General features: G+C 63.1%; 26 protein-coding genes. 6 read left to right on the top strand and 20 right to left on the bottom strand.

The window, feature by feature from the left end:
* Positions 1-2: 2 nt before the first annotated feature.
* The 12 genes from lpxA to AC1Q6Z_RS07040 form a co-directional block, all read right to left on the bottom strand.
* Positions 3-818, bottom strand: a complete 816-nt coding sequence (gene lpxA, locus AC1Q6Z_RS07095) for an acyl-ACP--UDP-N-acetylglucosamine O-acyltransferase (RefSeq protein WP_492647265.1) — start codon at positions 816-818, stop codon at positions 3-5.
* On the bottom strand, positions 815-1,282 hold the full coding sequence (gene fabZ / locus AC1Q6Z_RS07090; protein ID WP_256115982.1) for a 3-hydroxyacyl-ACP dehydratase FabZ: 468 nt from the start codon (positions 1,280-1,282) through the stop codon (positions 815-817). The genes lpxA and fabZ overlap by 4 nt, the downstream gene beginning before the upstream one ends.
* Positions 1,275-2,339: a UDP-3-O-(3-hydroxymyristoyl)glucosamine N-acyltransferase gene (gene lpxD / locus AC1Q6Z_RS07085; RefSeq protein WP_492647183.1), complete on the bottom strand. Its 1,065-nt coding sequence runs from the start codon at positions 2,337-2,339 to the stop codon at positions 1,275-1,277. The genes fabZ and lpxD overlap by 8 nt, the downstream gene beginning before the upstream one ends.
* A gap of 49 nt (positions 2,340-2,388) precedes the next feature.
* Positions 2,389-4,719 carry an outer membrane protein assembly factor BamA gene (gene bamA, locus AC1Q6Z_RS07080; protein WP_435267169.1) on the bottom strand — a complete coding sequence of 777 codons (2,331 nt, stop codon included), beginning with the start codon at positions 4,717-4,719 and terminating at the stop codon, positions 2,389-2,391.
* Positions 4,720-4,981: 262 nt separating this feature from the next.
* Entirely contained in the window at positions 4,982-6,115 is a 1,134-nt protein-coding gene (rseP, locus tag AC1Q6Z_RS07075) for an RIP metalloprotease RseP (protein WP_492647182.1), read from the bottom strand.
* 23 nt (positions 6,116-6,138) lie between these two features.
* Positions 6,139-6,972, bottom strand: a complete 834-nt coding sequence (locus tag AC1Q6Z_RS07070) for a phosphatidate cytidylyltransferase (protein WP_256115986.1) — start codon at positions 6,970-6,972, stop codon at positions 6,139-6,141.
* The gene (locus AC1Q6Z_RS07065) at positions 6,972-7,718 is read right to left on the bottom strand and encodes an isoprenyl transferase (RefSeq protein WP_256115987.1); all 747 of its coding nucleotides are present in this window, start codon (positions 7,716-7,718) and stop codon (positions 6,972-6,974) included. Before AC1Q6Z_RS07065 ends, AC1Q6Z_RS07070 begins: the two co-directional genes overlap by 1 nt.
* Before the next feature lie 39 nt (positions 7,719-7,757).
* The gene (frr, locus tag AC1Q6Z_RS07060) at positions 7,758-8,318 is read right to left on the bottom strand and encodes a ribosome recycling factor (protein WP_256115988.1); all 561 of its coding nucleotides are present in this window, start codon (positions 8,316-8,318) and stop codon (positions 7,758-7,760) included.
* A 60-nt stretch (positions 8,319-8,378) separates the two neighbouring features.
* Entirely contained in the window at positions 8,379-9,101 is a 723-nt protein-coding gene (gene pyrH / locus AC1Q6Z_RS07055; RefSeq protein ID WP_256115989.1) for a UMP kinase, read from the bottom strand.
* Between the two features lie 187 nt (positions 9,102-9,288).
* Positions 9,289-10,215, bottom strand: a complete 927-nt coding sequence (gene tsf / locus AC1Q6Z_RS07050) for a translation elongation factor Ts (protein WP_256115990.1) — start codon at positions 10,213-10,215, stop codon at positions 9,289-9,291.
* 244 nt (positions 10,216-10,459) lie between these two features.
* Entirely contained in the window at positions 10,460-11,221 is a 762-nt protein-coding gene (rpsB, locus tag AC1Q6Z_RS07045; protein WP_256115991.1) for a 30S ribosomal protein S2, read from the bottom strand.
* Positions 11,222-11,409: 188 nt separating this feature from the next.
* A complete protein-coding gene (locus AC1Q6Z_RS07040; RefSeq protein ID WP_256115992.1) occupies positions 11,410-12,237 on the bottom strand; it encodes a cell envelope integrity EipB family protein in 828 nt (275 codons plus the stop codon).
* A gap of 135 nt (positions 12,238-12,372) precedes the next feature.
* Between AC1Q6Z_RS07040 and AC1Q6Z_RS07035 the strand changes: the two genes are divergently transcribed.
* The 4 genes from AC1Q6Z_RS07035 to AC1Q6Z_RS07020 all read left to right on the top strand — a co-directional run bounded on the left by AC1Q6Z_RS07035 (position 12,373) and on the right by AC1Q6Z_RS07020 (position 15,275).
* A complete protein-coding gene (locus AC1Q6Z_RS07035) occupies positions 12,373-12,837 on the top strand; it encodes a RidA family protein (protein ID WP_492647181.1) in 465 nt (154 codons plus the stop codon).
* Complete coding sequence (locus AC1Q6Z_RS07030) at positions 12,837-13,562, top strand: glycerophosphodiester phosphodiesterase (protein ID WP_492647180.1); 726 nt, start codon at positions 12,837-12,839, stop codon at positions 13,560-13,562. Before AC1Q6Z_RS07035 ends, AC1Q6Z_RS07030 begins: the two co-directional genes overlap by 1 nt.
* Position 13,563: 1 nt before the next feature.
* Positions 13,564-14,751: a GNAT family N-acetyltransferase gene (locus AC1Q6Z_RS07025; protein ID WP_492647179.1), complete on the top strand. Its 1,188-nt coding sequence runs from the start codon at positions 13,564-13,566 to the stop codon at positions 14,749-14,751.
* 95 nt (positions 14,752-14,846) lie between these two features.
* On the top strand, positions 14,847-15,275 hold the full coding sequence (locus AC1Q6Z_RS07020; RefSeq protein WP_492647178.1) for an HIT family protein: 429 nt from the start codon (positions 14,847-14,849) through the stop codon (positions 15,273-15,275).
* Here AC1Q6Z_RS07020 and AC1Q6Z_RS07015 read toward each other — a convergent pair whose 3' ends face one another.
* The 8 genes from AC1Q6Z_RS07015 to AC1Q6Z_RS06980 form a co-directional block, all read right to left on the bottom strand.
* Complete coding sequence (locus tag AC1Q6Z_RS07015; protein ID WP_256115998.1) at positions 15,276-15,620, bottom strand: AzlD domain-containing protein; 345 nt, start codon at positions 15,618-15,620, stop codon at positions 15,276-15,278.
* On the bottom strand, positions 15,617-16,357 hold the full coding sequence (locus tag AC1Q6Z_RS07010) for an AzlC family ABC transporter permease (RefSeq protein ID WP_492647177.1): 741 nt from the start codon (positions 16,355-16,357) through the stop codon (positions 15,617-15,619). The genes AC1Q6Z_RS07015 and AC1Q6Z_RS07010 overlap by 4 nt, the downstream gene beginning before the upstream one ends.
* 70 nt (positions 16,358-16,427) lie before the next feature.
* Positions 16,428-18,944 carry an ATP-dependent Clp protease ATP-binding subunit ClpA gene (clpA, locus tag AC1Q6Z_RS07005; RefSeq protein WP_492647176.1) on the bottom strand — a complete coding sequence of 839 codons (2,517 nt, stop codon included), beginning with the start codon at positions 18,942-18,944 and terminating at the stop codon, positions 16,428-16,430.
* 9 nt (positions 18,945-18,953) lie between these two features.
* Positions 18,954-19,283 carry an ATP-dependent Clp protease adapter ClpS gene (gene clpS, locus AC1Q6Z_RS07000; RefSeq protein ID WP_492647175.1) on the bottom strand — a complete coding sequence of 110 codons (330 nt, stop codon included), beginning with the start codon at positions 19,281-19,283 and terminating at the stop codon, positions 18,954-18,956.
* Between the two features lie 284 nt (positions 19,284-19,567).
* Positions 19,568-19,921 carry a phasin family protein gene (locus AC1Q6Z_RS06995; protein ID WP_435267161.1) on the bottom strand — a complete coding sequence of 118 codons (354 nt, stop codon included), beginning with the start codon at positions 19,919-19,921 and terminating at the stop codon, positions 19,568-19,570.
* A gap of 217 nt (positions 19,922-20,138) precedes the next feature.
* Complete coding sequence (locus AC1Q6Z_RS06990; protein ID WP_134649125.1) at positions 20,139-20,342, bottom strand: DUF3126 family protein; 204 nt, start codon at positions 20,340-20,342, stop codon at positions 20,139-20,141.
* A gap of 153 nt (positions 20,343-20,495) precedes the next feature.
* Positions 20,496-21,329 (bottom strand): serine O-acetyltransferase, encoded by an 834-nt coding sequence (gene cysE / locus AC1Q6Z_RS06985; protein ID WP_492647174.1) that lies wholly within the window; start codon positions 21,327-21,329, stop codon positions 20,496-20,498.
* Positions 21,330-21,419: 90 nt separating this feature from the next.
* Positions 21,420-22,205: an alpha/beta fold hydrolase gene (locus tag AC1Q6Z_RS06980; protein WP_492647173.1), complete on the bottom strand. Its 786-nt coding sequence runs from the start codon at positions 22,203-22,205 to the stop codon at positions 21,420-21,422.
* A 167-nt stretch (positions 22,206-22,372) separates the two neighbouring features.
* Between AC1Q6Z_RS06980 and AC1Q6Z_RS06975 the strand changes: the two genes are divergently transcribed.
* Positions 22,373-22,621 carry a zinc-finger domain-containing protein gene (locus AC1Q6Z_RS06975; protein WP_256116005.1) on the top strand — a complete coding sequence of 83 codons (249 nt, stop codon included), beginning with the start codon at positions 22,373-22,375 and terminating at the stop codon, positions 22,619-22,621.
* A 22-nt stretch (positions 22,622-22,643) separates the two neighbouring features.
* Positions 22,644-23,804: an FAD-dependent monooxygenase gene (locus AC1Q6Z_RS06970; RefSeq protein WP_492647172.1), complete on the top strand. Its 1,161-nt coding sequence runs from the start codon at positions 22,644-22,646 to the stop codon at positions 23,802-23,804.
* Positions 23,805-23,808 lie beyond the last annotated feature (4 nt).

The raw sequence follows: 23,808 nt of genomic DNA, 5'->3' as shown, positions 1-23,808 counted from the left end.
GCTCAGCCCTTGCCGCGGTTCGGCGAGGAGAGCGCGCGGTCGCTGTCGGCAGCGATGAAATCAAGGATGTGCATGACCGGCACGCAATCGGCATATTCATCGCGGATCGCGGCGGCATTGACGCGGATGGAACCCTCGCCGTCAAAGATCTGCTTGAAGGCGCGGCGGACCTGGTGGATCGTCGCCTTCTCCATGCCGGCGCGGCTCATGCCGACGACGTTGAGGCCGCCGAGCACGCCGGGATTGCCGTTCAGCATGCCGTAGGGAATGACGTCGTAGGAGACCGCCGAAAGGCCGCCGATGAAGGCCTGGCGGCCAATGCGGGTGAACTGGTGCACGGCCGAACCGCCGCCGAGGATGACGCGATCCTCGACCGTCACATGGCCGGCGAGCATGACATTGTTCGACAGGATGATGTGGTTGCCGAGCTGGCAATCATGCGCGACGTGCGAATTGGCGAGGAACAGGTTGTTGTCGCCGACGACCGTCCTGCCGCCGCCTTCAGTGGTGCCGGCATTCATCGTCACGCCTTCGCGGATGACGCAGTTCGTACCCACGGTCAGCGTCGTCTCGGCGCCGTCATGGTGTATGCTCTGCGGATCGCCGCCGACGACGGCATTTGCGAAGATGCGGGTGCCGCGGCCGATATCCGTGCGGCCGGTAACGACCACATGCGTCAGAAGCTCCACGTCATCGCCGAGAACGACCTTGGCCCCGACATGGCAGAAGGGGCCGACGACGACGTTCTCACCGACGACCGCCCCGTCCTCGATGACGGAGAGCGGATGGATCTTCGCGCTGGCGGCAATCATTTTCAGGCGTCTTCCTTCTTCACGATCATCGCGCCGATATCAGCTTCGGCGACAAGTTGCCCATCAACTTTTGCATCGCAATGAAACTTCCAGATATTGCCGCGCTGCTTCTGCTTCACGACATGGAACTCGACGCGGTCGCCGGGCACGACGGGCTTGCGGAAGCGGGCATTGTCGATGGTCATGAAGTAGACGAGGTTGGAGCCGGAGCGCGATTTGCGCGCGCAGATGGCGCCTGCGGTCTGCGCCATGCCTTCGATGAGCAGCACGCCAGGCATGATCGGATGATCGGGGAAGTGGCCCATGAAATGGGGCTCGTTCACCGTCACGTTCTTGATGCCGATCGCCCGTTCGTCGCCGTCGATCTCGATGATCTTGTCGACGAGGAGGAAGGGGTAGCGGTGAGGAAGTAGCGTCAGGATTTCACGCAGGTCAGCCACGCCAAGCGTTGCCTTGGTCTCTTCACTCATCATTGCCCCCCTTCTTCTGGACTCGAGTGCTGGAACGCATGGCGATCTCCGCCATGTCGCGTAGGAAGTCGCGCATCGGACGAGCCGGAACGCCACCGTATTTCTCGCCTGCCGGGATATCGGCAACGACGCCGCTCATCGCGGCGATCTGTGCGCCGTCGCCGATGGTGATGTGGCCGTTGATGCCGGCCGCCCCCCCGATCATCACGCCATCGCCGATGCGCGCGCTGCCGGCAATGCCGACGCCGCTGACGATGCCGCAATGGCGGCCGATGCGCACGTTGTGGCCGACTTGGACCTGGTTGTCGATCTTGGTGCCCTCGCCGATCACCGTGTCGTCCATCGTGCCGCGGTCGATCGTGGTGTTCGCGCCAATCTCCACATTGTCCTGGATGATGACGCGGCCGATCTGCACGATCTTGATCATGCCCGGCTTCAGGCCCGGCGCATAGCCGAAACCATCCTGGCCGACGCGCACGCCGGGATGCAGGATGACATTGTTGCCGACCAGCGCGCATTGCACCGTGGTGCCGGCGGCAATCGAGCAATTGCGCCCGATGCGCACGCCAACGCCGATGATCGCGCCGGGGCCGATATGCGTGCCCTCGCCGATCTCCGCACCCTTGCCGATCACCGCCATCGGTTCGATGGAGACGCCGGGCTCGATGCGCGCTTCAGGATCGACATAGGCACCGGGCGCAATGCCCACCGCGGATGTCATCGGTTCCGGCCGCATGGCAGAGCCGTGCAGCAACTCGCCGGCGAGCGCGAAAGCAGTGTGCGGGCGCGTGGAAAGCAGGACGGCGACATGCGACGGAACGAGCGCCGCAAGCGATCTGTCGCAGAGAATGGCCGAGGCCGCACAGGTCGCGAGCTCGCCGCGGAATTTACGGGAGAGGATGTAACAGAGGTCGCCCTCTTTCGCCCGGTTGACGGGCGAAACGCTGCGCACGACGCGGTCGGCATGCGCAGCATCGGCAAGTTCCGCCCCAAGCGTCGCCGCAAGATCACCCAGACGAATACCGTCATGGGGCGGAAAAAACCAATTATGCTCCATCGGCATGACTCCAGAACGTCCGTTTTCTCGCAGTTCTGGACTGCCTATATCAGAACTGCGTCGCGATGCCGAACTTGAAGCGCTGCACCTCGTCGAAGTTTTCCTTCTTGACCGGAACCGCGTAGTCGAGACGCAGCGGACCGAACGGCGAAGCCCAGATCACGCTGGCGCCGACAGAGGCGCGGATGCTCATGCTTTCGCCACGCACACGGTCGGCTGCGACCGTCTTGACGTCGTTGCCGTAAAGCGTGCCGGCATCGGCAAAGAAGGCGCCGCGCAGGCCCGAATCCCGCGAGATGAACGGCAGCGGGAAGGATGCTTCGGCAGACGCCGTAAAGTAGGTCTTGCCGCCGAGGGCATCGTCCGTCGACGTCGCGCGCGGGCCGATGCCGCCCGATTCGAAGCCGCGGATATCGCTGGCCGAAAGCGTGAACTGGTCGAACACCTTCGTGTCGCCGCGGCCCCACATGTGACCACCGCTGACCGAGAGCGAGCCGATGACGTCGGCATCTTCGAGCAGCATGTGGAAGTAACGTGCCTTGCCCGAAATCTTGTAGTAGTCCGAATCGCCACCGAGGCCGGCAAATTCCTGGGTGATCTGGGCAAACATACCTTCACGCGGCAGCGTGCGGTCATCGATCGTGTCATAGGTCACGCTGTGCGAAACCGAGGAGCGAACCCAAGGACCTTCGGTAACGACGTAACGATAGGGCGAAGACAGTTCGTCGAGATCGCCGGAATTGTAGTCGAGCTTCGTGTAGCTGTAGCGCAGCGACGTCGACAGGTCTTCCGTGATCGGCGCCGTCACGCGCAGCGTGAAGCCTTCCGTGTTGACGCTGTAATAATCTTCGCTCTCGTCTTCGTTCTTGAAGACATCGAAGCCGGCAGCCAGGCGGTAGCCGAGGAAATAGGGCTCCGTGAACGACAAGCTGTAGTCGCGAGAGTTCTCGCCACCACCGGCAGCGACGCGGATATACTGGCCGCGACCGAGGAAGTTCTTTTCTTCCACCGACGCTTCAAGCTTGATGCCGCCGTTCTTGCCCGTTTCGTAACCGGCGCCGATACCGAACGAACCGGTCGACTGATCCTGAACATCGACCACCAGGACGACGCGGTCAGACTGGCTGCCCGGCGCGGTCGTGATGTTGACCGTGGAGAAGTAACCGAGGGCCTCGAGGCGGCGCTTGGCGCGCGTGATGACTTCCTGGTTGAAGGCGTCGCCTTCACCGATGTCGAACTCGCGGCGGATGACGTAGTCACGCGTGCGGGTGTTGCCGCGGATTTCGATGCGCTCGACATAGGCGCGCTCGCCCTGGTCGACGAGGTAGTCGACGGCGATGGTGCCGTTGCCGAGGTCGCGGTTGCCGCGCGGCGTCACGCGGGCAAACGGATAACCGTTAGCCGCAACGCGCTTGGAGATTTCCGACATCGTGTCCTGCACGTCGCGGGCACGATACGTGCTGCCCGGGCGCGATTCGACGAGGCCCTGAAGCTCCGCACCATCGATGCCTTCGACCGTCGATTCGACGTTCACCTGGCCGAAGTCGTAACGCTGGCCTTCCTCGACCGTGAAGGTCACGACATATTCGTTGGAGGACTCGTCAAGCACGGCTTCCGACGAAATCACGCGGAAGTCGGCATAGCCGTTGTTGAAGTAGAACTGGCGCAGCGACTCCTCGTCAGCGCGCAACTTGTCTTCGCTATAAACGTCCTTGCGGGTCAGGAAGGACAGGAAGTTCGACTTCTTGGTGACGATAACGGCGCGCAGACGGCTGTTGCTGTAGGCTTCGTTGCCGACGAAATTGATCTGCGAGATCTTCGTGCGGTCACCTTCATCGACGATATAGGCGAGGTTCACGCGGCCATTGCCGAGCGGATAGACCTGCGTCGTGACGGTGGCGTCGCTGCGGCCGATCGCGGCATAGGCGTCGCGGATCGCCTGCTTGTCGGCTTCAACGGCGGTTTCGCTGTACGGACCGAGCGACTGCGAGCGCAGAACGCCCTGCAGCTTGTCGTCCTTGATCTTGCGGTTGCCGTTGATGACGACCTGGTTGATGAGCTGGTTTTCATCGACCACCACGACAAGCGTGCTGCCGGAAACCGAGATCTTCACATCGGAGAAGTAGCCGGTGGCAAACAGGCGGCGCACGGAGGCGTCGATATCGGCGTTGGAAAAGGCCTTGCCGGGCACAATGGTGACATTGGCCTTGACCGTATCGGCGCTGACGCGGTCAGCGCCATTCACCTGGATGCTGCGGATGACGGCGGCCTCTGCGGCCGTGGCGGAGACAAGCGTGGCAAAAGAGCCGCCCGTGACAACCATCGTGGCCGACAATGCAACGGCCGACACGGCGTTCAAAAATTTTGAACCAGCTTTCATCTTAACTACTTACCTTCGTTTCAACGTCCCGGCAGGCGCGTACGCCCGATTCCGGTCACGTTTGCCGTTTTAACCGCTTTTGCCATCTAAGCAAGGTCACGCGTTAATTTCTGTTTACTTCAATTCCAACCGTGGCCCGAAGGTCACTACATCCGTTTCATTACGGTAAACAGAGCGTTAGCACGACTGCGTCGGCGAGAGCGGCACCCCTTTTGATTCCCTGCCGGCACGCCGGCATTCACTGCCGGTAGCCCGGCAAACCTCAGCCGAGAAGCATGGATATGTCGTTCCAGGTCGCAAAGACCATCAGCATGAGCACCAGCGCCATGCCGATGCGAAATGCGATCTCCTGCGCCCCGGGCCCGACAGGCCTGCCCCGGATAGCCTCCACCGCATAGAACATCAGATGGCCGCCATCAAGTACCGGAACCGGCATCAGGTTCAAAAGTCCAATGGAAACAGAGAGAACGGCAGCGAGCTGCAGCACAGCGGCAACACCCAGCGTCGCCATCTGGCCGGAAGCCTGCGCCACGCGGATGGGCCCGCCGAGCTGATCGGCCTTCATCCGGCCCGTGACGAGGTTCGCGAGGTAGTCGAACGTGCCCGTCACGATGTGCCAGCTTTGCAGCACGCCCTGCCCCACGGCCTCCACCGGGCCATATTCCACGACGCGGAAATTGCCGGTTTCCTGGTTGGTGACGATGCCGATCAGGCCAAGCTCGATCTTGTTGCCGAACTGGTCGGTGATCTCGGTGCGCTTGGGCACCATCGGCAGGACGAGATCCTGGCCGTCGCGGCGCACCGTGACGTTGATCGTCAGTTCCGGGCGCACGCTGACATAGCGGCGCACGTCGTCGAAGGTGGTGACCGGATTGCCGTCAAGCGCCACGAGCAGGTCGCCGGGGAGCACGCCCGCCTCCGAGGCGGCGCTATCCGGGCGGACTTCGGCGACGATCGGATCGGCGATCTGGCGGCCGTAGATGGTGAACATCACGGCGAAGATGGCGATGGCGAGCACGAAATTGGCGATCGGACCGGCAGCGACCGTCACCGCCCTTTTCCACAGGGCAGCACCGAGGAACGTGCGCTTGCGCACCGCTTCCGGAAGTGCTGCGACCGCGTCATAGTCCGGAATCGAGGCCGGGTCGTCGTCGCCGAGGAACTTGACATAGCCGCCGAGCGGAATGGCGGAAAGCTTCCAGCGCGTACCGTGCCGGTCGTTGAACCCGAAAAGTTCCGGGCCGAAGCCGACGGAAAAGGCGGTGATGCCGATGCCGGACCAGCGGCCCGCCAGGTAGTGGCCCATCTCGTGCACGAAGACGATGAGCGTCAGCACGACCAGGAAGGGAATGATATAGCCCGTCACGAACCCAACGGAGCCAGCCAGCATTTCCATGAGCAATCCCCAATGTGTCGCGATTACGGGCCGAAAAGGAACACGCCGGCCGGCGTGTTCGCGGTGCCCGACACGATCGCATCGCCAAGTGCAATGAGGAACGCGGCGAAGCAGGCAAAAACAAGGCCGTCAACCCGGTCCATGACGCCGCCATGTCCCGGAATGAGACGGCTTGAGTCCTTCACGCCGAAACGGCGCTTGATGAAGGACTCGAAAAGATCACCAACCTGGCTGAAAACCGAGAGCACAAGCGCCATGACAGGCACCCAGAGACCGTTCAGCGAAAAGAAGGCCATGTGCACCAGCGTGCCGGCGATGACGGCGGAAATCGCCCCGCCGATCGCCCCCGACCAGGTCTTTCCCGGCGAGATCGGCGGCGCGAGTTTTGGCCCGCCGATAGCGCGTCCGACGAAATAGGCGAGAATATCCGTCGCCCAGACGACGGCGAAGATGAAGAGCATGGCGGCAAAGCCATGCGCGGTATCGCCGCGGATGGCGGCGAGCGAAATCGCCGTCAGGCCGGCATAGACGATACCGCCGGCAAGCCAGCCGCTGCCCTGGAGGGCGAAGGCATAGACGATGCCGATCAGCGTCGCGCCGATCAGCGCCGGCATGGCGAATTCGTCGATGCCGAAGACCACCAGAAGCGCGATGACGCCGACCGACAGCCAGCCGAAGGCATTGGCGCGGAAATCCGTCTCCGGCAGGCGCGTGATCGTCGACCATTCATAATAGATGAGGAGCGCTATGGCCGAGGCGAGCACGCGGAAGGCGAAACCGCCGAGCCAGGTCGCGACGAGCACGACGATGGCCAGCACGATGCCGGAGAGGATGCGCAGACGCAGTTCACTCTGCATCAGGAGCCCACCGCAAGCGTCTTTGCGGCCTGCAAGCCGCCGAACCGGCGCTCGCGCATGGAATAGCGCGACAGCGCGGCAAGAAAGGTCTCGCGCGAAAAGTCGGGCCAGAAATCGGGAACGAACATCAGTTCGGCATAGGCCGCCTGCCAGAGCAGGAAATTCGACAGCCGCTCCTCCCCGCTGGTGCGGATGATGAGGTCGGGGTCGGGAATGCCGGCGGTATCGAGCGAGGCGCCGATGCGCTCCGAGGTGATCTCGGCCGGATCGAGGCGGCCGGCAGCGACCTCGGCGGCAAGCGTGCGCACCGCCCGGGCGATCTCGTCGCGCGAACCGTAATTGAAGGCGATGACCAGCGTGATGCCGCTGTTCGCCCGTGTCGTATCCTCCGCTTCCAGAAGCAGCGGCAGGATGTCGCTCGACAGGTTCGATTTGTCGCCGATGACGCGGATGCGCACGTTCTCCCGGTGCAGAACCGCAAGGTCGCGCCGGATGAAGGTCTTCAGGAGGCCCATGAGATCGGTGATCTCGCTCTCCGGGCGGCTCCAGTTTTCCGAGGAGAAGGCGAAGAGCGTGAGGTAGCGCACGCCGCTTTCAGCGGCGGTGCGCACAGCCTCACGCACGGATTCGACACCCTTGCGGTGTCCCATGGCACGCGGCAGGCCGCGCGCACTCGCCCAGCGTCCATTGCCATCCATGATGATGGCGACGTGTGCCGGTACGGTGCTGGGCGAGAGTTGGTTCATGAGCGATCCGGAATGGAGAAAAGATGCGAGGCGGGCGCCTTAAACCTGCATGATTTCCTTTTCCTTCTCGGCAAGCAAGCGATCGACGTCCAAAATCGTCTCGTCGGTCATCTTCTGCACCCTTTCGGATTGGCTGCGGCTCAGATCCTGGCCGATATCGCCATCCTTTTCGGCTTTCTTGAGGTCGTCCATGCCGTCGCGGCGCACGTGGCGGATCGCCACCTTGGCCTTTTCGGCATAGTCATGCGCGACCTTGACGAGCGACTTGCGGCGCTCTTCGTTGAGCTCCGGCAGCGGGATGCGCAGGTTCTGGCCGTCGATGATCGGGTTCAGGCCGAGATTCGATTCGCGGATGCCGCGCTCGACGGCGCCGACCATGCTCTTGTCCCACACGGAAACCGACAGCATGCGGGGTTCCGGAACGGAGATGTTGGCGACCTGGTTCAGCGGCACGCGCGAACCGTAGGCTTCGACCTGCACCGGATCGAGCACGTTGGCCGAGGCGCGGCCGGTGCGCAGCGACGCAATGTCGTTCTTGTAAGCGGAAATCGCGCCGTCCATGCGGCGTTTCAGTTCCTTCAGGTCAATACCTTCACTCATCGGAATACTCCCATTTTCACGGAACGGCTGCACGCATCGGGCGTGCTCGCCTCTTGAGAATCAGTTGTCGGTTACGATGGTACCGCGTCCGCCACCCGTCAATATTTCGGCGAAACCGCCCTTTTCATGGATGGAGAACACGATGATCGGGATGTGGTTTTCGCGCGCCAGCGCCACGGCGGCGACGTCCATGACAGCAAGGCCCCGTTCCAGCACTTCGCTGTGGGTCAGGCGGTCAAAGCGGGTGGCGTGCGGGTCCTTCTTCGGATCGGCGGAATAGATGCCGTCGACCTGCGTGCCCTTGAAGATCGCCTCGGCGCCCATTTCGGCAGCGCGGAGCGCCGCGGCAGAATCGGTCGTGAAGAACGGGTTGCCGGTGCCGCCGGCGAAGATCACCACGCGGCCGAGCGACAGGTGATAGAGTGTGGCGCGCTGCGAAAAACTCTCGCAGATTTCCGGCATGGCGATTGCCGAGAGAACGACGGTGTCGATGTCGAGCTTGCGCAGCGAGGTCGCGAGCGCAAGCGCGTTGATGACGGTCGCCAGCATGCCCATATGATCGCCGGTCACCCGGTCGCCGCCCTTGGAGGCCACCGCCACACCGCGGAAGATATTGCCGCCCCCGACGACGACGCCCACTTCCACGCCGAGCGCGCGGGCCTCGGCGATGTCGGAGGCGATGCGATCGGCGACCGCGACATCGATGCCGAAGCCTTGCGAGCCCATCAGGGCCTCGCCGGAGGCTTTCAGCAGAACACGTTTATAGATTGGGTTGGCCGTCATGGTCGCTCCTGAACTCGTGAACCTGCTCACCCGATCGGGCAGCCGGCCAGAACCGGGAGCGGTTCGGCACAGGGCAACCCTCGCCGCAGAAGAAAATTCGGGGCAGGCATTTCGGCAAGCCGGATACACGAAGGGCGCCGCGTTGTCACGCGGCGCCCTGTTCTTTTCCCGAATGGGATTAAGAAAATCAGCCCTTGGCCACAGCCGCCACTTCGGCAGCGAAGTCCGTCTCTTCCTTCTCGACGCCTTCGCCGAGCAGGAGACGGGCCATGCCGACGACTTCGATCGGCGCGCCGACGGTCTTTTCCGCTTCCTTGACGGCAGCGCCGACGGTGATGTCGGGGTTCATGACGAAGGCCTGCGACAGCAGGGCGACTTCTTCGAAGAACTTGCGCATGCGGCCTTCAACCATCTTCTCGATGATGTTGTCCGGCTTGCCGGAAGCGCGCGACTGCTCGATGAAGACGTTGCGTTCGCGTTCGGCAACGGCAGCATCGACTTCTTCGGCGCGGATGGCGAGCGGAGCCGTTGCAGCAACGTGCATGGCGACCTGGCGGCCGATGGCGTTGAGGGCTTCCTTGTCGCCGGTCGACTTCAGCGCCACGAGAACGCCGAGCTTGCCGAGACGGTCGGCGGCAGCGTTGTGGATGTAGGTCGCGACGACACCGTCTTCGACCGACAGCAGGACCGAGCGGCGCAGGTTCATGTTCTCGCCGATGGTGGCGATCGCATCCTTGATCGTGTCGGTGACCGACTTGCCGGTTGCCGGGTAGGTGGCGGCGCCAACGGCTTCAACGGTGCCGTCGGTGGTCAGCGCCACGTCGGCAACGCCGCGGACGATCGTCTGGAAGGCATCGTTGCGGGCAACGAAGTCGGTTTCCGAGTTGACTTCGACGACAACGGCCTTGGTGCCGGAGGTGGCGACGCCGATGAGGCCTTCAGCGGCGGTGCGGCCCGACTTCTTGTCGGCCTTGGCGATGCCCTTGGCGCGCAGCCAGTCGATTGCTGCTTCGATGTCGCCGTCGTTTTCAGCCAGCGCCTTCTTGCAGTCCATCATGCCTGCGCCGGACTTTTCGCGCAGTTCCTTCACCAGTGCAGCGGTGATTTCAGCCATTGTGAGCCTCTTGTCGGTTCTTGTTGCGTGCCGCCGAGAAACCCCGGCGAACTCAAGGTTTTGGGAACGAATGTACCCGGAAATATGACAGGGTGATGAAGATCACCTTCGACCTGTCGCCTTAACCACGACCCCGGGGATCGTCGGCAGACAGGGTCTTCAAACAAGCCGAGGCCAGGGATCGTCTCTCTGGCCTCGGTTATCTCAGAAAAGCGGGAGCGAATGTTTCGCTCCGACCTCGGCCTTACGCTTCGGCTTCGAGTTCCGGCTCGACCGGAGCCTCGGCAGAGGCGCCAAGGTCACGGCCCGATGCACCCTGCTGGCGCGCGATGCCGTCGATGGCGGCGCGGGCGATCAGGTCGCAGTAAAGCGCGATGGCGCGCGAGGCGTCGTCGTTGCCGGGGATCGGGAAGTCGATCGGGTCCGGATCGCAGTTGGAGTCGATGACGGCGACGACCGGGATGCCGAGACGCTTGGCTTCCTGGATCGCGATCGATTCCTTGTTGGTGTCGATGATGAACATCAGGTCCGGCGTGCCGCCCATGTCGCGGATACCGCCGAGGGCCTTTTCAAGCTTCTCGCGTTCGCGCTCGAGGGTCAGGCGCTCCTTCTTGGAATAGCCGGAGCCTTCCGAGTTCAGGATCTCGTCGAGCTTGCGCAGGCGCTGGATCGAGTTGGAGATCGTCTTCCAGTTCGTCAGCATGCCGCCGAGCCAGCGGGCGTTGACGTAGTACTGGGCCGAACGCTTGGCAGCATCGGCGATGATGTCGGACGCCTGGCGCTTGGTGCCGACGAACAGAACGCGGCCGCCGCCGGCAACCGTGTCGGACACGACCTGAAGGGCGCGCGACAGAAGCGGAACGGTCTGTGCCAGGTCGATGATGTGAACGTTGTTACGATCGCCGAAGATGTATGGCTTCATCTTCGGGTTCCAGCGGTGCGTCTGGTGGCCGAAGTGAATACCAGCTTCAAGAAGCTGGCGCATAGAGAAATCGGGCAATGCCATGCCTTGTTATCCTTTTCCGGTTGAACCTCCGCAAGGCGAACAGCATCCCCTTGGGGAATGCCACCGGGCGGAACGGTCCGGATTTCTCCCGGACAATCCCATGCCTTACGTGTGGAATGGCTGCCCCATACCCTCAGTTTCCGGGCAAATCAAGGGCAGCGGGTTAAAAAGTGCGATCGGCGGGGTACTTACTTGCACTCCTGCTGCTTGAACATCTCAAGCTTGGCGAGCTTTCCGGTCAGCGAGAACTCGCCATAATCCATGGTGAGGTCGCGGGTGATGCCGTTCTCGTAGAGCTTGAAGGACATGCGGTAGACCGGCAGCGCGTCGCCTTCGCTGGTGTCGTTGTAATAGGCGATCGACACCGGCCAGAAGGCATCCTTGGAAAAATCGCCGGCTTTGGCGGCGTCGAGGTCGCCGGCCTTCGGCGTTTCCTTCTTGCCGACCACGGCGGTGGTCAGCAACGTCTTGTCGCCGGCATCCGAGCCGTCATAGATGCGCGACTCGAAGAAGCGGTCGCCCTTCTTGGCGTGATCGATGACTTCCAGCATGTGTTCGGTCGGAAAGCGGCTGGCGGCGAGCTCCACCTGGCGGTTATCCGGCGCCGTCAGGTCGACGCTGACGCCCTGCTTCTCCTCACGGGCGGAGCCGCGCACTTCCTTGTCCAGCTTCTCGTCTGTGAAGGAGCGCGTCAGGAAGCGGAAGCTGCCGTTCTTCAGGTCCTCGTAGGTGGTCGTCTGCTGGTCGGTGAGGCGCGTCTCCTCGCCGGTATTGACCTGCGTGACGAAGCGGAAGCTCACGGTATAGCCATCGCAGGGGCTGCCGTTGAACTCGTAGACCATGCGGCCATACATGCCGGCGATGCCGGAGCGCTCGGTCGCATCCTTGAGCTGGAGGTCGTAGACGGCACGGTGCGGCGCAAGCCCGGTCGCCGGCGTGGCAAAGGCGCTCGAGACGCCGCTGCCGGCGAAGCATGCCCCGGCCATGGCGGCCGCGACAAAGGCTGAACGAAACATCCGTTTCCTCCTGTTGAAGTCGGTCGCGATGTTATAAGAACTCTTCCGGCAAAAGCGAGGCAATATCCGCGCGCTGCCCTATTCATTTCGATATCGCGACGGCAGGCCCGAACGCGAGCAACGACGGAGACCGCAATGTCCGCTGAAATCGAGAATCGCGTCAAGGAACTGGGCTACGAAATCCCCGTGGCAGCGGCCCCCGCGGCCAATTACGTACCTTTCGTCATCAGCGGCAACGTCCTCCACATTTCCGGCCAGCTGCCGATGCTCGACGGCAAGCTCGCCGTAACCGGCCATCTCGGCAAGAACGTCGACGTTGCCGGCGGCCAGAAAGCGGCGGAATTGTGCGCACTCGGCCTGCTTGCCCAGGCGAAGGCAGCCCTCGGCGACCTGTCGCGCATCAAGCGCATCATCAAGATCAACGGCTTCGTCGCCTCCGCCCCGGACTTCGTCGAGCAGCACCTCGTCATCAACGGCGCCTCCAACTTCCTCGTCGGCGCGCTGGGTGACGCTGGCAAACATGCCCGCGCCGCCGTCGGCATGGCCGCGCTGCCGCTCAACGCCGCCGTCGAGATCGACGCCATCATGGAAATCGCCTGATGCATAAATTCAACTGGCTGACCGAGAGGCCGATCGCCCATCGCGGCTATCACGACCTCAACCGGGCCGTCTGGGAAAACACGCTTTCCGCCTTCGCACGCGCGGCCGATGCCGGTTTCGCCATCGAATGCGACCTGCAATATACCGCCGATGCCATTCCCGTGGTCTTCCATGACGACGACCTGAAGCGCCTGTGCGGCATCGGGGGCGATGTGCGGGCGCGCACCGCCGGCGAACTCGGCCTGCTGCCGATCGGCGGCACGGCGGACCGCATTCCGACGCTCAACCAGTTGCTCCACCTCGTCAAGGGCCGCGTGCCGCTGGTGCTGGAACTCAAGGGCCGCAAGGGTGACGACGAAGGTTTCGCCATGGCGGTGCTCGACGCGCTCGAGGACTATGAAGGCCCCGTCGCGCTGATGAGCTTCGATCACTGGCTTTTGAAGGACCTCAAGGCTCTCGGCACCACCCGCCCCGTCGGCCTGACGGCAGAAGGCGCGCGGCCGGAGAATTTTGCGGTGCACGAGGAGGCGATGCAGCTCGGTCTCGATTTCATCTCCTACCATTACGGCCACCTGCCGAACGCCTTCATCAGCAAGGAGCGCGACCTCGGCAAGCAGATCATCACCTGGACCGTGCGCGACGACGAAGCGCGCACGATCACGGCGCTCAACGCGGACCAGATGACCTTCGAAGGTTTCGATCCGCGCGAGGCATTGACGGCCTGACATGATCGAGCCCGTGCGCATCCGCGTCGAAACGAGCTTCGCCGACATTGCGGCGGACCAATGGGGGCGCCTTGCCGGCGCCTCCAGGGGCGACGCGCACATGCCCTACAACCCCTTCGTCAGCCACGCCTTTCTCTCTTCGCTCGAAGAATCCGGCTGCGCCACCGCCGAGACCGGCTGGCTCGGCCAGCATCTCCTGCTGGAGGGTGACGACGGCGCGATCCTCGGCGCCCTGCCCGCCTATCTCAAGAGCCACAGCCAGGGCGAATATGTCTTCGACCACGGCTGGGCCGATGCTTTCGAGCGCGCCGGCGGGCGCTACTATCCGAAGCTGCAGGCCTCAATCCCCTTCACGCCGGCAACCGGCCCGCGGCTCCTCCACCGCCCCGACCAGCCGCTGATCGAGACGCAATCCGGGCTTGCCGAAGGCCTGAAGGAACTCGCCCGGCGGCACGGGGCGTCTTCCGCCCATGTCACCTTCGTGCCGGAAGGGGAAATGCCGATCTTCGAGGCGGCGGGTTACCTGCACCGCACGGACCAGCAGTTCCACTTCCTCAATGCCGGCTACGGCTCGCACGACGATTTTCTGGAAACGCTCGCCTCACGCAAGCGCAAGGCGCTGAAGAAGGAGCGCCGGGCGGCGCTGGAGCATGGGATTTCGATCGACTGGCTGACGGGTGCGGCCCTGACGGAAGAAATCTGGGACCAGTTCTTCACCTTCTATATGGACACCGGCAGCCGCAAATGGGGCCGGCCCTACCTCAACCGCGAATTCTACAGCCTGATCGGCGAGCGCATGGCCGACGACATCCTGCTCGTCATGGCGAAGCGCAACGGCCGCTACGTTGCCGGTGCGATCAATTTCATCGGCGGCGATGCACTCTATGGCCGGCACTGGGGCTGCATCGAGGACCATCCCTTCCTGCATTTCGAGGTCTGCTACCACCAGGCGATCGACTTCGCGATCGAGAAGCGGCTGGCGCGGGTCGAGGCCGGCGCGCAGGGCGAACACAAGCTCGCGCGCGGCTACCTACCGGCCATCACCCATTCGGCCCATTTCATCACCCATCCGGGCCTGCGCCGCGCCGTCGCCGACTATCTGGAGCGCGAGCGCCGCGACGTCGAGACGATGGGCGAGTATCTTGCCGAACACGGCCCCTTCCGCCGCGGCGAAAACGAAAGCGAATAGAGCAGTTCCAGCAAAGTGCGTGAAAACAAAGAGATAGAGCGTTTTCGCGATTCGAAGTAAAGCGAAAATGCTCCAAGCATCATCGGGAGACGAGCATGAGCGCCTACGACACCAACAACATCTTCGCCAAGATCCTGCGCGACGAAATCCCCTCGCACCGCGTCTACGAGGACGAGCATACGGTCGCCTTCATGGATGTGATGCCGCAGGCGAACGGGCATACGCTCGTCATCCCCAAGGCGCCGTCGCGCAACATCCTCGATGCCGATCCTGAGACGCTTTCGCGGCTTTTCCCGGTCGTGCAGAAGGTTGCCGTCGCGGCCAAGGAGGCTTTCGAGGCCGACGGCGTGACGGTCATCCAGTTCAACGAGCCGGCCGCCGGCCAGACCGTCTACCACCTGCATGTGCATATAATCCCGCGCGTCGAGGGCGTGGCCCTGAAGCCGCATTCGGGAACGATGGAGGATCAGGGCGTGCTGGCGGCAAATGCCGAGAAGCTGCGCAAGGCGCTGGCGAAGGGCTGATCAGACCCCGAGAATGGCAAGACCCGCGGCCAGGAAACCGATGGCCGCGGCGATGCCGGCGATCTGGCGGAAGCGCCCGCCGACGAAGAAGCAGAGGCCACCAAACACCACCGAACCCAGCCGCAGCCAGAGCGGCGAGGCCTCCAGCGTGCCGGTCGGGAAGAAGATCAGCTTGGCGATGACCGCGGCAACCAGCGCGGTTGCCACGGCCTTCACCCAGTTCAGCACCTCCGATTTCTCGTCGATGCGATTGCCGGCGAGCACGCCCGCCCACCGCCAGAGATCGGTCGCGAGCCATCCGGCGACGGCGATGAAGATATAGGGCCAGAGGCCATCGAAGCTCATGAACGCGCCTCCCGCTGGCGCAGCATCCGCTCACCCCACCAGGCGAGCGTGCCGCCGATGACGCCGGCAAGCAGAATATCGTATTCCGGCGCGACGATGGCGAAGAACCAGCCGAGCGCCAGCCCGATGCCGAGCGCCCAGTAGATCACCCGGTGGCGTGCGGAAATCCAGATCGAGGTCAGGAAGTAGACCGGCGTCAGGAAGAACAGGCAGCCCGAAACGATGGGCGGAAATTCCGAGACCGCGCCATAGACGAGCCCGACCAGCAGGATGTTGAGCAGCGTCAGCGTGATGCCGAAGCCAGCGAAAAACGCGACGCGGCCGTCGCGCGGCACGCCGTTCACCCGCTCGATGGCGAAGACCCAGGCGGTGATGGCGACGAAATGCGAGAGGAACAGCAGAAGCCAGGTCGGCGTGCGGTTGGTGCGGATTTCCGGGATCAGCGCCGCTACCATCGGCATCATGCGCACGGAAGAGAGCGTCACGGCGATGAAAGCGGTGAGGATGTGGGCACCCGACAGCATGGAGCCGACGAGGATGACCTTGGCCGGCAGTGCCCAGACCATGCCGGTCATGAACATCACCTGCTCGACCGGAATTTTCGCCTCTGCCGTAAACGCCGCAAAGCCGACGAAGGACAGCATGAGGATGATCGCCGGCAGGCTGAAGATGCCGCGCATGCCGAGCAGGAACCAGTGGGTCTGGGATTGGGGGTATGGCGCAGTCTCGGCCGTCATTAACGTCTCGGGTCTTCTACAAAAGAAAGCCGGGCAGTTACCTGCCCGGCTCATGGGATTTGTAAAGCCGTTATTTCTTGCGCGGCACCTTGGGCACGGCGCTGGACGCCTTGCGCGGCGGCTCGTCCTTCGGCTGCTCGGCCTTGGGCTCAGCCGCCTTCCTGGACGACTTGGCCTTGGCCGGCGCAGCCTCGGCGGCAACCGTTTCCTTCGCCTTGCGCGGCTTCGCCTTCTTGGCCGCCGCTTCCTCGATTTCGGCCTTCGGCTTGATCGGCGCAGTTTCCGGCACGGCATCGAGGATCAGGCCGTTCGAGCCATCTTCCTTGGTGCCGACGGAGACGCGCACGACGCCGCCCTTCTTGAGCTTGCCGAAGAGGATTTCGTCGGCGAGCTTCTTCTTGATGTTTTCCTGGATGACGCGCGCCAGCGGCCGCGCACCCATCTTCTCGTCGTAGCCCTTCTCCGCCAGCCAGGCGATTGCTTCCTGCTTGAGGTCGAAGGTGACGTTGCGTTCGGCAAGCTGGGTTTCCAGCTGCATGACGAACTTCTGCACGACCTGATGGATGACCGGCGTCGGCAACGAGCCGAACGGGATGATCGCATCGAGACGGTTGCGGAATTCCGGCGTGAACAGGCGGTTGATCGCCTCCATGTCCTCGCCTTCGCGCTTCGACGAGCCGAAGCCGATGGCGGCCTTGGCCATGTCGGATGCGCCCGCATTGGTCGTCATGATCAGGATGACGTTGCGGAAGTCGATCTTCTTGCCGTTATGGTCGGTCAGCGAGCCGTGATCCATGACCTGCAACAGGATGTTGTAGAGGTCCGGATGCGCCTTCTCGATTTCGTCGAGCAGCAGCACGCAATGCGGATGCTGGTCGACGCCATCGGTCAGGAGGCCGCCCTGGTCGAAGCCGACATAGCCGGGAGGTGCACCGAGCAGACGGGAAACCGTATGCCGCTCCATATATTCCGACATGTCGAAGCGCAGCAGTTCCACGCCGAGCGAACCGGCGAGCTGCTTTGCGACTTCGGTCTTGCCGACGCCGGTCGGACCGGAGAACAGGTAGCAGCCGATCGGCTTGTTCGGTTCGCGCAGGCCCGCACGGGCGAGCTTGATCGCCGACGCCAGAGCCTCGATCGCCAGATCCTGGCCGTAGACCACGGAACGCAGTTCCCGCTCCAGGTTGGCGAGCACCTGCTCGTCGTCCTTCGACACCGTCTTGGGCGGAATGCGGGCCATCGTCGCAACGGTCGCCTCGATTTCCTTCTCGGTGATCAGCTTGCGGCGCTTGCTAACGGGCAGCAGCATCTGGGCCGCACCAGTCTCGTCGATCACATCGATCGCCTTGTCCGGCAGCTTGCGGTCGTTGATGTAGCGTGCCGAAAGCTCGACGGCCGACTTGATCGCCTCGTTGGAATAGCGAAGCTTGTGGTACTCCTCGAAATAGGGCTTGAGGCCCTTCATGATCTCGATCGTGTCGTCGATGGTCGGCTCGTTGACGTCGATCTTCTGGAAGCGGCGCACGAGCGCCCGGTCCTTCTCGAAGAACTGGCGATATTCCTTGTAGGTCGTCGAGCCGATGCAACGGATCGCGCCGGAGGAGAGCGCCGGCTTCAGGAGGTTCGATGCATCCATCGCGCCGCCGGAGGTGGCGCCGGCGCCGATCACCGTATGGATCTCGTCGATGAATAGCACGGCGCCGGGATAGTCTTCCAGCTCCTTGACGACCTGCTTCAGACGCTCTTCGAAATCACCGCGATAGCGCGTGCCGGCAAGCAGCGTGCCCATGTCGAGCGAGAAGATCGTCGCGTCGGCGAGCGCTTCCGGCACCTTGCCTTCGACGATGCGCTTGGCGAGGCCTTCGGCGATGGCCGTCTTGCCCACGCCCGGATCACCCACATAGAGCGGGTTGTTCTTCGAGCGGCGGCAGAGAACCTGGATCGTACGGTTGACCTCGGCATGGCGGCCGATCAGCGGATCGATCTTGCCGTTCTTGGCCTTCTCGTTGAGGTTTACGCAGTAGGCGGTGAGCGCGTCCTGCTTCTTGGCAGCCTCTTCCTGTTCGCCGCCGCCATTGCCGCGCTGCTGCTTCGGCTCGCTCTCGGCGTCATCCGAGCCGCGCACCGGGCGCTGCTCGGTGGAGCCGGGGCGCTTGCCGATGCCGTGCGAGATGAAGTTGACGGCGTCGTAGCGCGTCATCTCCTGCTCCTGCAGGAAATAGGCGGCGTGGCTCTCGCGCTCCGCGAAGATCGCGACGAGCACGTTGGCGCCGGTCACTTCTTCGCGACCGGACGACTGGACATGGATAACCGCGCGCTGGATGACGCGCTGGAAGCCGGAGGTCGGCTTGGAATCTTCTTCGTAACCCGTCACCAGGTTGGCAAGGTCGTGGTCGACATAGTCGGTGACGGTCTTGCGCAGCACGTCGAGGTTGACATTGCAGGCACCCATCACGGCAGCCGCGTCGGCGTCGTCGATGAGGGCGAGCAGCAGGTGCTCGAGCGTCGCATATTCGTGATGGCGCTCGTTCGCGTAGGTCAGTGCCTGGTGGAGCGCCTTTTCAAGGCTTGCAGAAAATGTTGGCACGTTCGTTCCTCATTTCTTTTCCATGACACATTGCAGGGGATGCTGGTGCTGGCGGGAGAAATCCATCACCTGTGTCACTTTGGTTTCGGCAACCTCGTAGGTGAACACGCCACACTCGCCTACGCCATGATTGTGCACATGGAGCATGACCCGCGTGGCGGCTTCCCGGTCCTTCTGAAAGAAACGTTCCAGAATGTGGATTACAAACTCCATCGGCGTGTAATCATCATTGAGAAGCAGGACGCGATACAGGCTCGGCTTCTTGGTCTTTGGCTTCGTGCGGGTAATGACGGAGGTGCTGCGACCGGGAGTGCCGCTGCCGCCTTCGTCGTCCTGCATTCGAGCCCGTCTCACATCCATTGTTCATTTCCTTGATTTCGGTCGCTTCCTTTGAGCAAACCGTTCAGCCGAGGCTGCCTTCTGGACCTGTTATCTAATGTCTCGTCACACGATTGTAAGAGCCTCGCTTCGCACTGCAATCATAATCGCCGGTCATCCGAAGGAAATAGCGAAATTTGCGCCCGCTCCATCAGCCTCGCGCAATCCCCGCAACGCGCAAAGGCCGGCTGCGGTTGCCCGCAGCCGGCCTCTAAACGCTATACGCGTACGCAGTACTGAAAAAATCAGGCGGCGACAGCAGCCTTGGCAGCAGCCGTGGTCTTGGCGACCGGCGCTTCGTAGGACTTGTAGGCGCCCTTGGCGAGATCGGCGTACATTTCGGTGAGCTTCGTGGCTTCGGCGACGAAACCTTCATAGGCGGACTTCACGAAGGCCGTCTGCAGTTCGAGAGCGGCTTCGACGCTCTTGACGCCCGAGAGCTTTTCGAAATGGGCGACGTTGTTTTCGAAGGACTTCTTCGAGTAGTCGGCCGTTTCGGTGGCGATCGCCTGGAAACCCTGCGCAACGGTCGTGTAGCTCTTTACGAACGTGTCCACGGCTTCCTTGCTCTTCTTGTTTGCGTCGTCGAGATTGAACATCGAAGTCTCCTTTGGATCCCGGTTTAGGTCCGAAATCTATATGCGCCGCACAAAAAAGTCAATAATCATGCTGCAATGCAATATTTCACAAACAAAGCAAGACCTTGCGCAATAGGTATGATCATTGGGACAGAAAAAGACGAATTTGTCGCAAAACGATAATAAAAAAGCCCGGCGCAGAGGCGGCCGGGCTTTTTTCTGGAAATAATACCGACGATCAGAGATCGATGTCGAGGATCGCCATGGAGAAGTTGTAGGAGAGCTCCCCATCTTCGTCATCGCGGAAGATGACGCCCAGGAATTCGTCCGCGAGATAGACTTCCGCCGATTCATCCTTGCGCGGACGGGCCTTCACGACAATCTCCTTGTTGATATTGCGCTTGAAGTAGGCCTCGAGCTTCCTGATTTCTTCCGGCTTCACGATATGTCTCCGTCGTCGATTGATTTGCCGCGCTTCTCGCACCTGCTCCGGGGCGTGTAAACCCTCGATTTCCACGAGAAAGCGACTTTCCCCGCGTTGGAGTCTTTCCCGCAACGCCGCACGCAAACCGCCTCGCGCTTTTGCCGGCGCCGCTTACAGATCGTAGTCGAAGGCCGCGAGAAGCTGGTCCATGGCGCGCGAGGGCTCGTTGCAACCGGCTTCGCCGATCACCTTGGCCGGCACGCCGGCGACCGTCGATTTCGGCGGTACGGGCTTCAGCACGACCGAGCCGGCGGCGATGCGCGAGCAATGGCCGATATGGATGTTGCCGAGGATTTTTGCGCCGGCGCCGATCATCACGCCGTCGGCGATCTTCGGATGGCGGTCGCCGCCCTCCTTGCCGGTGCCGCCGAGCGTGACGTTGTGGAGGATCGAGACATTGTCGCCGATCGTCGCCGTCTCGCCGACGACGAAGCCGGTGGCGTGGTCGAGGAAGATGCCCTTGCCGATGCGCGCGGCCGGGTTGATGTCCGTCTGGAACACGCTGGAGGAGCGGCTTTGCAGGTAGAGCGCAAGGTCGCGCCGGCCCTTGTTGTAGAGCCAGTGAGCGACGCGATGGGTCTGGATGGCGTGGAAACCCTTGAAATAGAGCACGGCATCCAGGAACCTCAGGCATGCGGGGTCGCGGTCGTAGACGGCCTGGATGTCGACGCGCAGGATGCCGCCCCATTCCGGCCAGTCTTCCAGCATCTCGTCAAAGATCTGGTGCAGGAGGTTGGCCTGCAGGTCCGGATGGTCGAGGCGCTCGCAGACGCGGTGGATCACGCTTTCTTCCAGCGAGCGGTGGTTCAGCACCGTCGAATAGAGGAAGGCCGCCAGCAGCGGCTCGGCCTGGGCGGCAACACGCGCTTCCTCGCGCAGGCTGTCCCAGATCGGATCCATGGCCTTGAGATTCTCGCCGGCCCGCAGTTCGTTCGTCGCGACCATCGCCGCACTCCTTATGGTCATTCCCGTCCATATATAAAGCAAAGGGCGCCGGAGCGAAATGGCCCGGCGGCCGTTGTCGTAAACGCCGCGTCAGCGGCCGTCGATCTCCGCATAGAACTCCAGAACGGCGCGTTTGAAAACCTTGTCGCCGACGGCCAGCATGTGGTCGCGGCCGGGGATATCGAGCGCGCGGGCATTCGGCATCAGGTCGGCGAGCGGCTGCGGCGCACCTGCAATGTCATCCTTCGTGCCGACGCCGATCAGCGCGGGCACATCGATGCGGCCCATGTCCTGCGGCGTCAAAAGGTCACGCGATGTCATGATACAGGCGGCAAGCGCCTGGCGGTCGGATTTCGTCTGGTCGGCGAAGGCGCGGAACATGCGGCCGCGCTCGTGGGTCACCACATCGAGCGACGGCGCGAGCAGCGCGTCGGCGATCGGATCCCAGTCGCCGACCCCCGTCACCATGCCGATACCCAGCCCGCCGAAGACCACGGAGCGCACGCGATGCGGATGCGCCAGCGCCATGAAGGCGGTGATGCGCGCGCCCATGGAATAACCGAAGACATGCGCCTCGGGAATCGCCAGGTGATCGAGCAGTGCGGCGGCGTCGCCCGCCATCAGCGGCGGCGTGTAGACTGCGGGATCGTGCGGCTTGCTGCTCGCGCCATGGCCGCGGTTGTCGAGCGCGATGACGCGGTAACCGGCGTCCCCCAGCGTCTTCAGCCAGCCGGGAAACACCCAGTTGACGTTGGCGTTGGAGGCAAAGCCGTGGATCAGCAGCACCGGATCGCCCGACGGGTCGCCCTCGTCGAAGAAGGCAAGCTCGAGGCCGTCATGCGCGAAACTGGAAAAGGACGGAGCATCGAGGTTCATCGCGGGCCTTCTTTCGTTTTCATGCCCTGCTCTTAATGCCGTTTGATCGTCGAGAAAACGGTGGCCACGCGGATTTCTCGCCGGGCGCGACGGTTTTGCATCTACACATTCGCCCGGAAGGCGATTATGGTCCGGCGCAGAAAACAGGCATTCCCACGGAGCATGACATGGCTGGACACGGCATTCCTCATTTCCAGAACGACGGCGGCCATCGCACGATCGAGATCGGCGTGAAGGAATTCATGTGCGTCGGCGCCTCCGTGCCCTACGACCATCCGCACGTCTTCCTCGACATGGGCGACGACAACGAGAAGGTCTGCCCGTACTGCTCGACGCTCTACCGCTACAACCCGACCTTCAAGGCCACCCAGACCGACCCGGTCGGCTGCACCTTCACCAACCAGGTCGCGGCGTAACGGCCGAAAGGCCGGCACCAGCATGTCATCTCCAAAATCCGCAACCATCGTCGGTGCCGGCATTGCCGGCCTGACGGCGGCCCTGGCGCTCGCCCAGAAGGGCATCGTCTCGCACATCCTGGAGCAGGCCCCCGCCCTCGAAGAGGTCGGCGCCGGCCTGCAAATTTCCCCGAACGCCTCCCGCATTCTTTCGGATCTCGGCCTGCTGGACGCGCTCAGCGCCCGCTGGAGCGAGCCCGACCACATCCTGCTGTCCTCTGGAAGCTCGCTTTCCCCCCTCGCCTCGGTTCCCGCCGGCAAGGCGGCGCGCACCCGCTGGCGCGCGCCCTACGGCGTGCTGCACCGCGCCTCGCTGCACGCCGTGCTGCTGGAGGCCGTGCGCCGCGAGCCGCTCTGCACGCTCACGACGGGCCAGCGGATAGAGACCGCGCAGGATGCCCTCGCCATCGCACCGGCAGATGTGCTGATCGGCGCGGACGGCGTGTGGTCGCGCCTGCGGCAGGCGGTGCCCGGCGCCCTGCCCGCACACTATTCCGGCAATGTCGCCTGGCGCTTTCTCGTGCCCTATGCTATCGCCCCGCCCTTCCTCAATCCGCGCACGGTGACCGCCTTCCTTGGCTCGCAGGCCCACCTCGTCGCCTATCCGCTTGCGCAAACCCGGACATTCAACATCGTCGCCATTCACCAATCGGCCGAAGCGCCGCCGGAAGGCTGGTCACGGACCGGCGATGCCGCCGCGCGAGCGCGCCTGCTCGGCGCCTTTTCCGGCTGGCACAAGGATATAAGACGCCTGCTGGACGACGCGCGCGAGCCATTGATGTGGCCGCTCTTCGAATGCCCGGATGGCGCCTGGACGGATGGACGGAAAACCGTGCTGATCGGCGACGCCGCGCACGCCATGACGCCCTTTGCGGCCCAGGGTGCGGCAATGGCCATCGAGGACGCCGCGCTGCTGGCAAACCGGCTCGCCGGCGCGATCGACGTCGGGCAGGCGCTGCGGCAATTCGAGACGACCCGCCGCGAACGCGTCGCCCGCGTGCGCAGCCGCGGCGCCTTCAACCGCTTTGCCTACCATGCGCGCGGGCCGATCGCCCTCGCCCGCAATCTCGTGCTTTCGCTGCGCCGGCCGGAAAGCCTCGCCGCAGATCTCGACTGGCTCTACGGCTACCGCACGCCGGATTGAACCG

It is taken from the genome of Shinella sp. GW835-FHT14H05, assembly GCF_058793575.1.
The sequence above is the reverse complement of the archived record's forward strand: the minus strand, read 5'-3'. Positions and strand labels throughout refer to the sequence as shown.

Coding starts and splice junctions, on each gene's coding strand:
- fabZ (WP_256115982.1), bottom strand. CDS start 1,282: ATGAGTGAAGAGACCAAGGCAACGCTTGGCGTGGCTGACCTGCGTGAA.
- lpxD (WP_492647183.1), bottom strand. CDS start 2,339: ATGGAGCATAATTGGTTTTTTCCGCCCCATGACGGTATTCGTCTGGGT.
- bamA (WP_435267169.1), bottom strand. CDS start 4,719: ATGAAAGCTGGTTCAAAATTTTTGAACGCCGTGTCGGCCGTTGCATTG.
- rseP (WP_492647182.1), bottom strand. CDS start 6,115: ATGGAAATGCTGGCTGGCTCCGTTGGGTTCGTGACGGGCTATATCATT.
- AC1Q6Z_RS07070 (WP_256115986.1), bottom strand. CDS start 6,972: ATGCAGAGTGAACTGCGTCTGCGCATCCTCTCCGGCATCGTGCTGGCC.
- AC1Q6Z_RS07065 (WP_256115987.1), bottom strand. CDS start 7,718: ATGAACCAACTCTCGCCCAGCACCGTACCGGCACACGTCGCCATCATC.
- frr (WP_256115988.1), bottom strand. CDS start 8,318: ATGAGTGAAGGTATTGACCTGAAGGAACTGAAACGCCGCATGGACGGC.
- pyrH (WP_256115989.1), bottom strand. CDS start 9,101: ATGACGGCCAACCCAATCTATAAACGTGTTCTGCTGAAAGCCTCCGGC.
- tsf (WP_256115990.1), bottom strand. CDS start 10,215: ATGGCTGAAATCACCGCTGCACTGGTGAAGGAACTGCGCGAAAAGTCC.
- rpsB (WP_256115991.1), bottom strand. CDS start 11,221: ATGGCATTGCCCGATTTCTCTATGCGCCAGCTTCTTGAAGCTGGTATT.
- AC1Q6Z_RS07040 (WP_256115992.1), bottom strand. CDS start 12,237: ATGTTTCGTTCAGCCTTTGTCGCGGCCGCCATGGCCGGGGCATGCTTC.
- AC1Q6Z_RS07035 (WP_492647181.1), top strand. CDS start 12,373: ATGTCCGCTGAAATCGAGAATCGCGTCAAGGAACTGGGCTACGAAATC.
- AC1Q6Z_RS07030 (WP_492647180.1), top strand. CDS start 12,837: ATGCATAAATTCAACTGGCTGACCGAGAGGCCGATCGCCCATCGCGGC.
- AC1Q6Z_RS07025 (WP_492647179.1), top strand. CDS start 13,564: ATGATCGAGCCCGTGCGCATCCGCGTCGAAACGAGCTTCGCCGACATT.
- AC1Q6Z_RS07020 (WP_492647178.1), top strand. CDS start 14,847: ATGAGCGCCTACGACACCAACAACATCTTCGCCAAGATCCTGCGCGAC.
- AC1Q6Z_RS07015 (WP_256115998.1), bottom strand. CDS start 15,620: ATGAGCTTCGATGGCCTCTGGCCCTATATCTTCATCGCCGTCGCCGGA.
- AC1Q6Z_RS07010 (WP_492647177.1), bottom strand. CDS start 16,357: ATGACGGCCGAGACTGCGCCATACCCCCAATCCCAGACCCACTGGTTC.
- clpS (WP_492647175.1), bottom strand. CDS start 19,283: ATGCAGGACGACGAAGGCGGCAGCGGCACTCCCGGTCGCAGCACCTCC.
- AC1Q6Z_RS06995 (WP_435267161.1), bottom strand. CDS start 19,921: ATGTTCAATCTCGACGACGCAAACAAGAAGAGCAAGGAAGCCGTGGAC.
- cysE (WP_492647174.1), bottom strand. CDS start 21,329: ATGGTCGCGACGAACGAACTGCGGGCCGGCGAGAATCTCAAGGCCATG.
- AC1Q6Z_RS06980 (WP_492647173.1), bottom strand. CDS start 22,205: ATGAACCTCGATGCTCCGTCCTTTTCCAGTTTCGCGCATGACGGCCTC.
- AC1Q6Z_RS06975 (WP_256116005.1), top strand. CDS start 22,373: ATGGCTGGACACGGCATTCCTCATTTCCAGAACGACGGCGGCCATCGC.
- AC1Q6Z_RS06970 (WP_492647172.1), top strand. CDS start 22,644: ATGTCATCTCCAAAATCCGCAACCATCGTCGGTGCCGGCATTGCCGGC.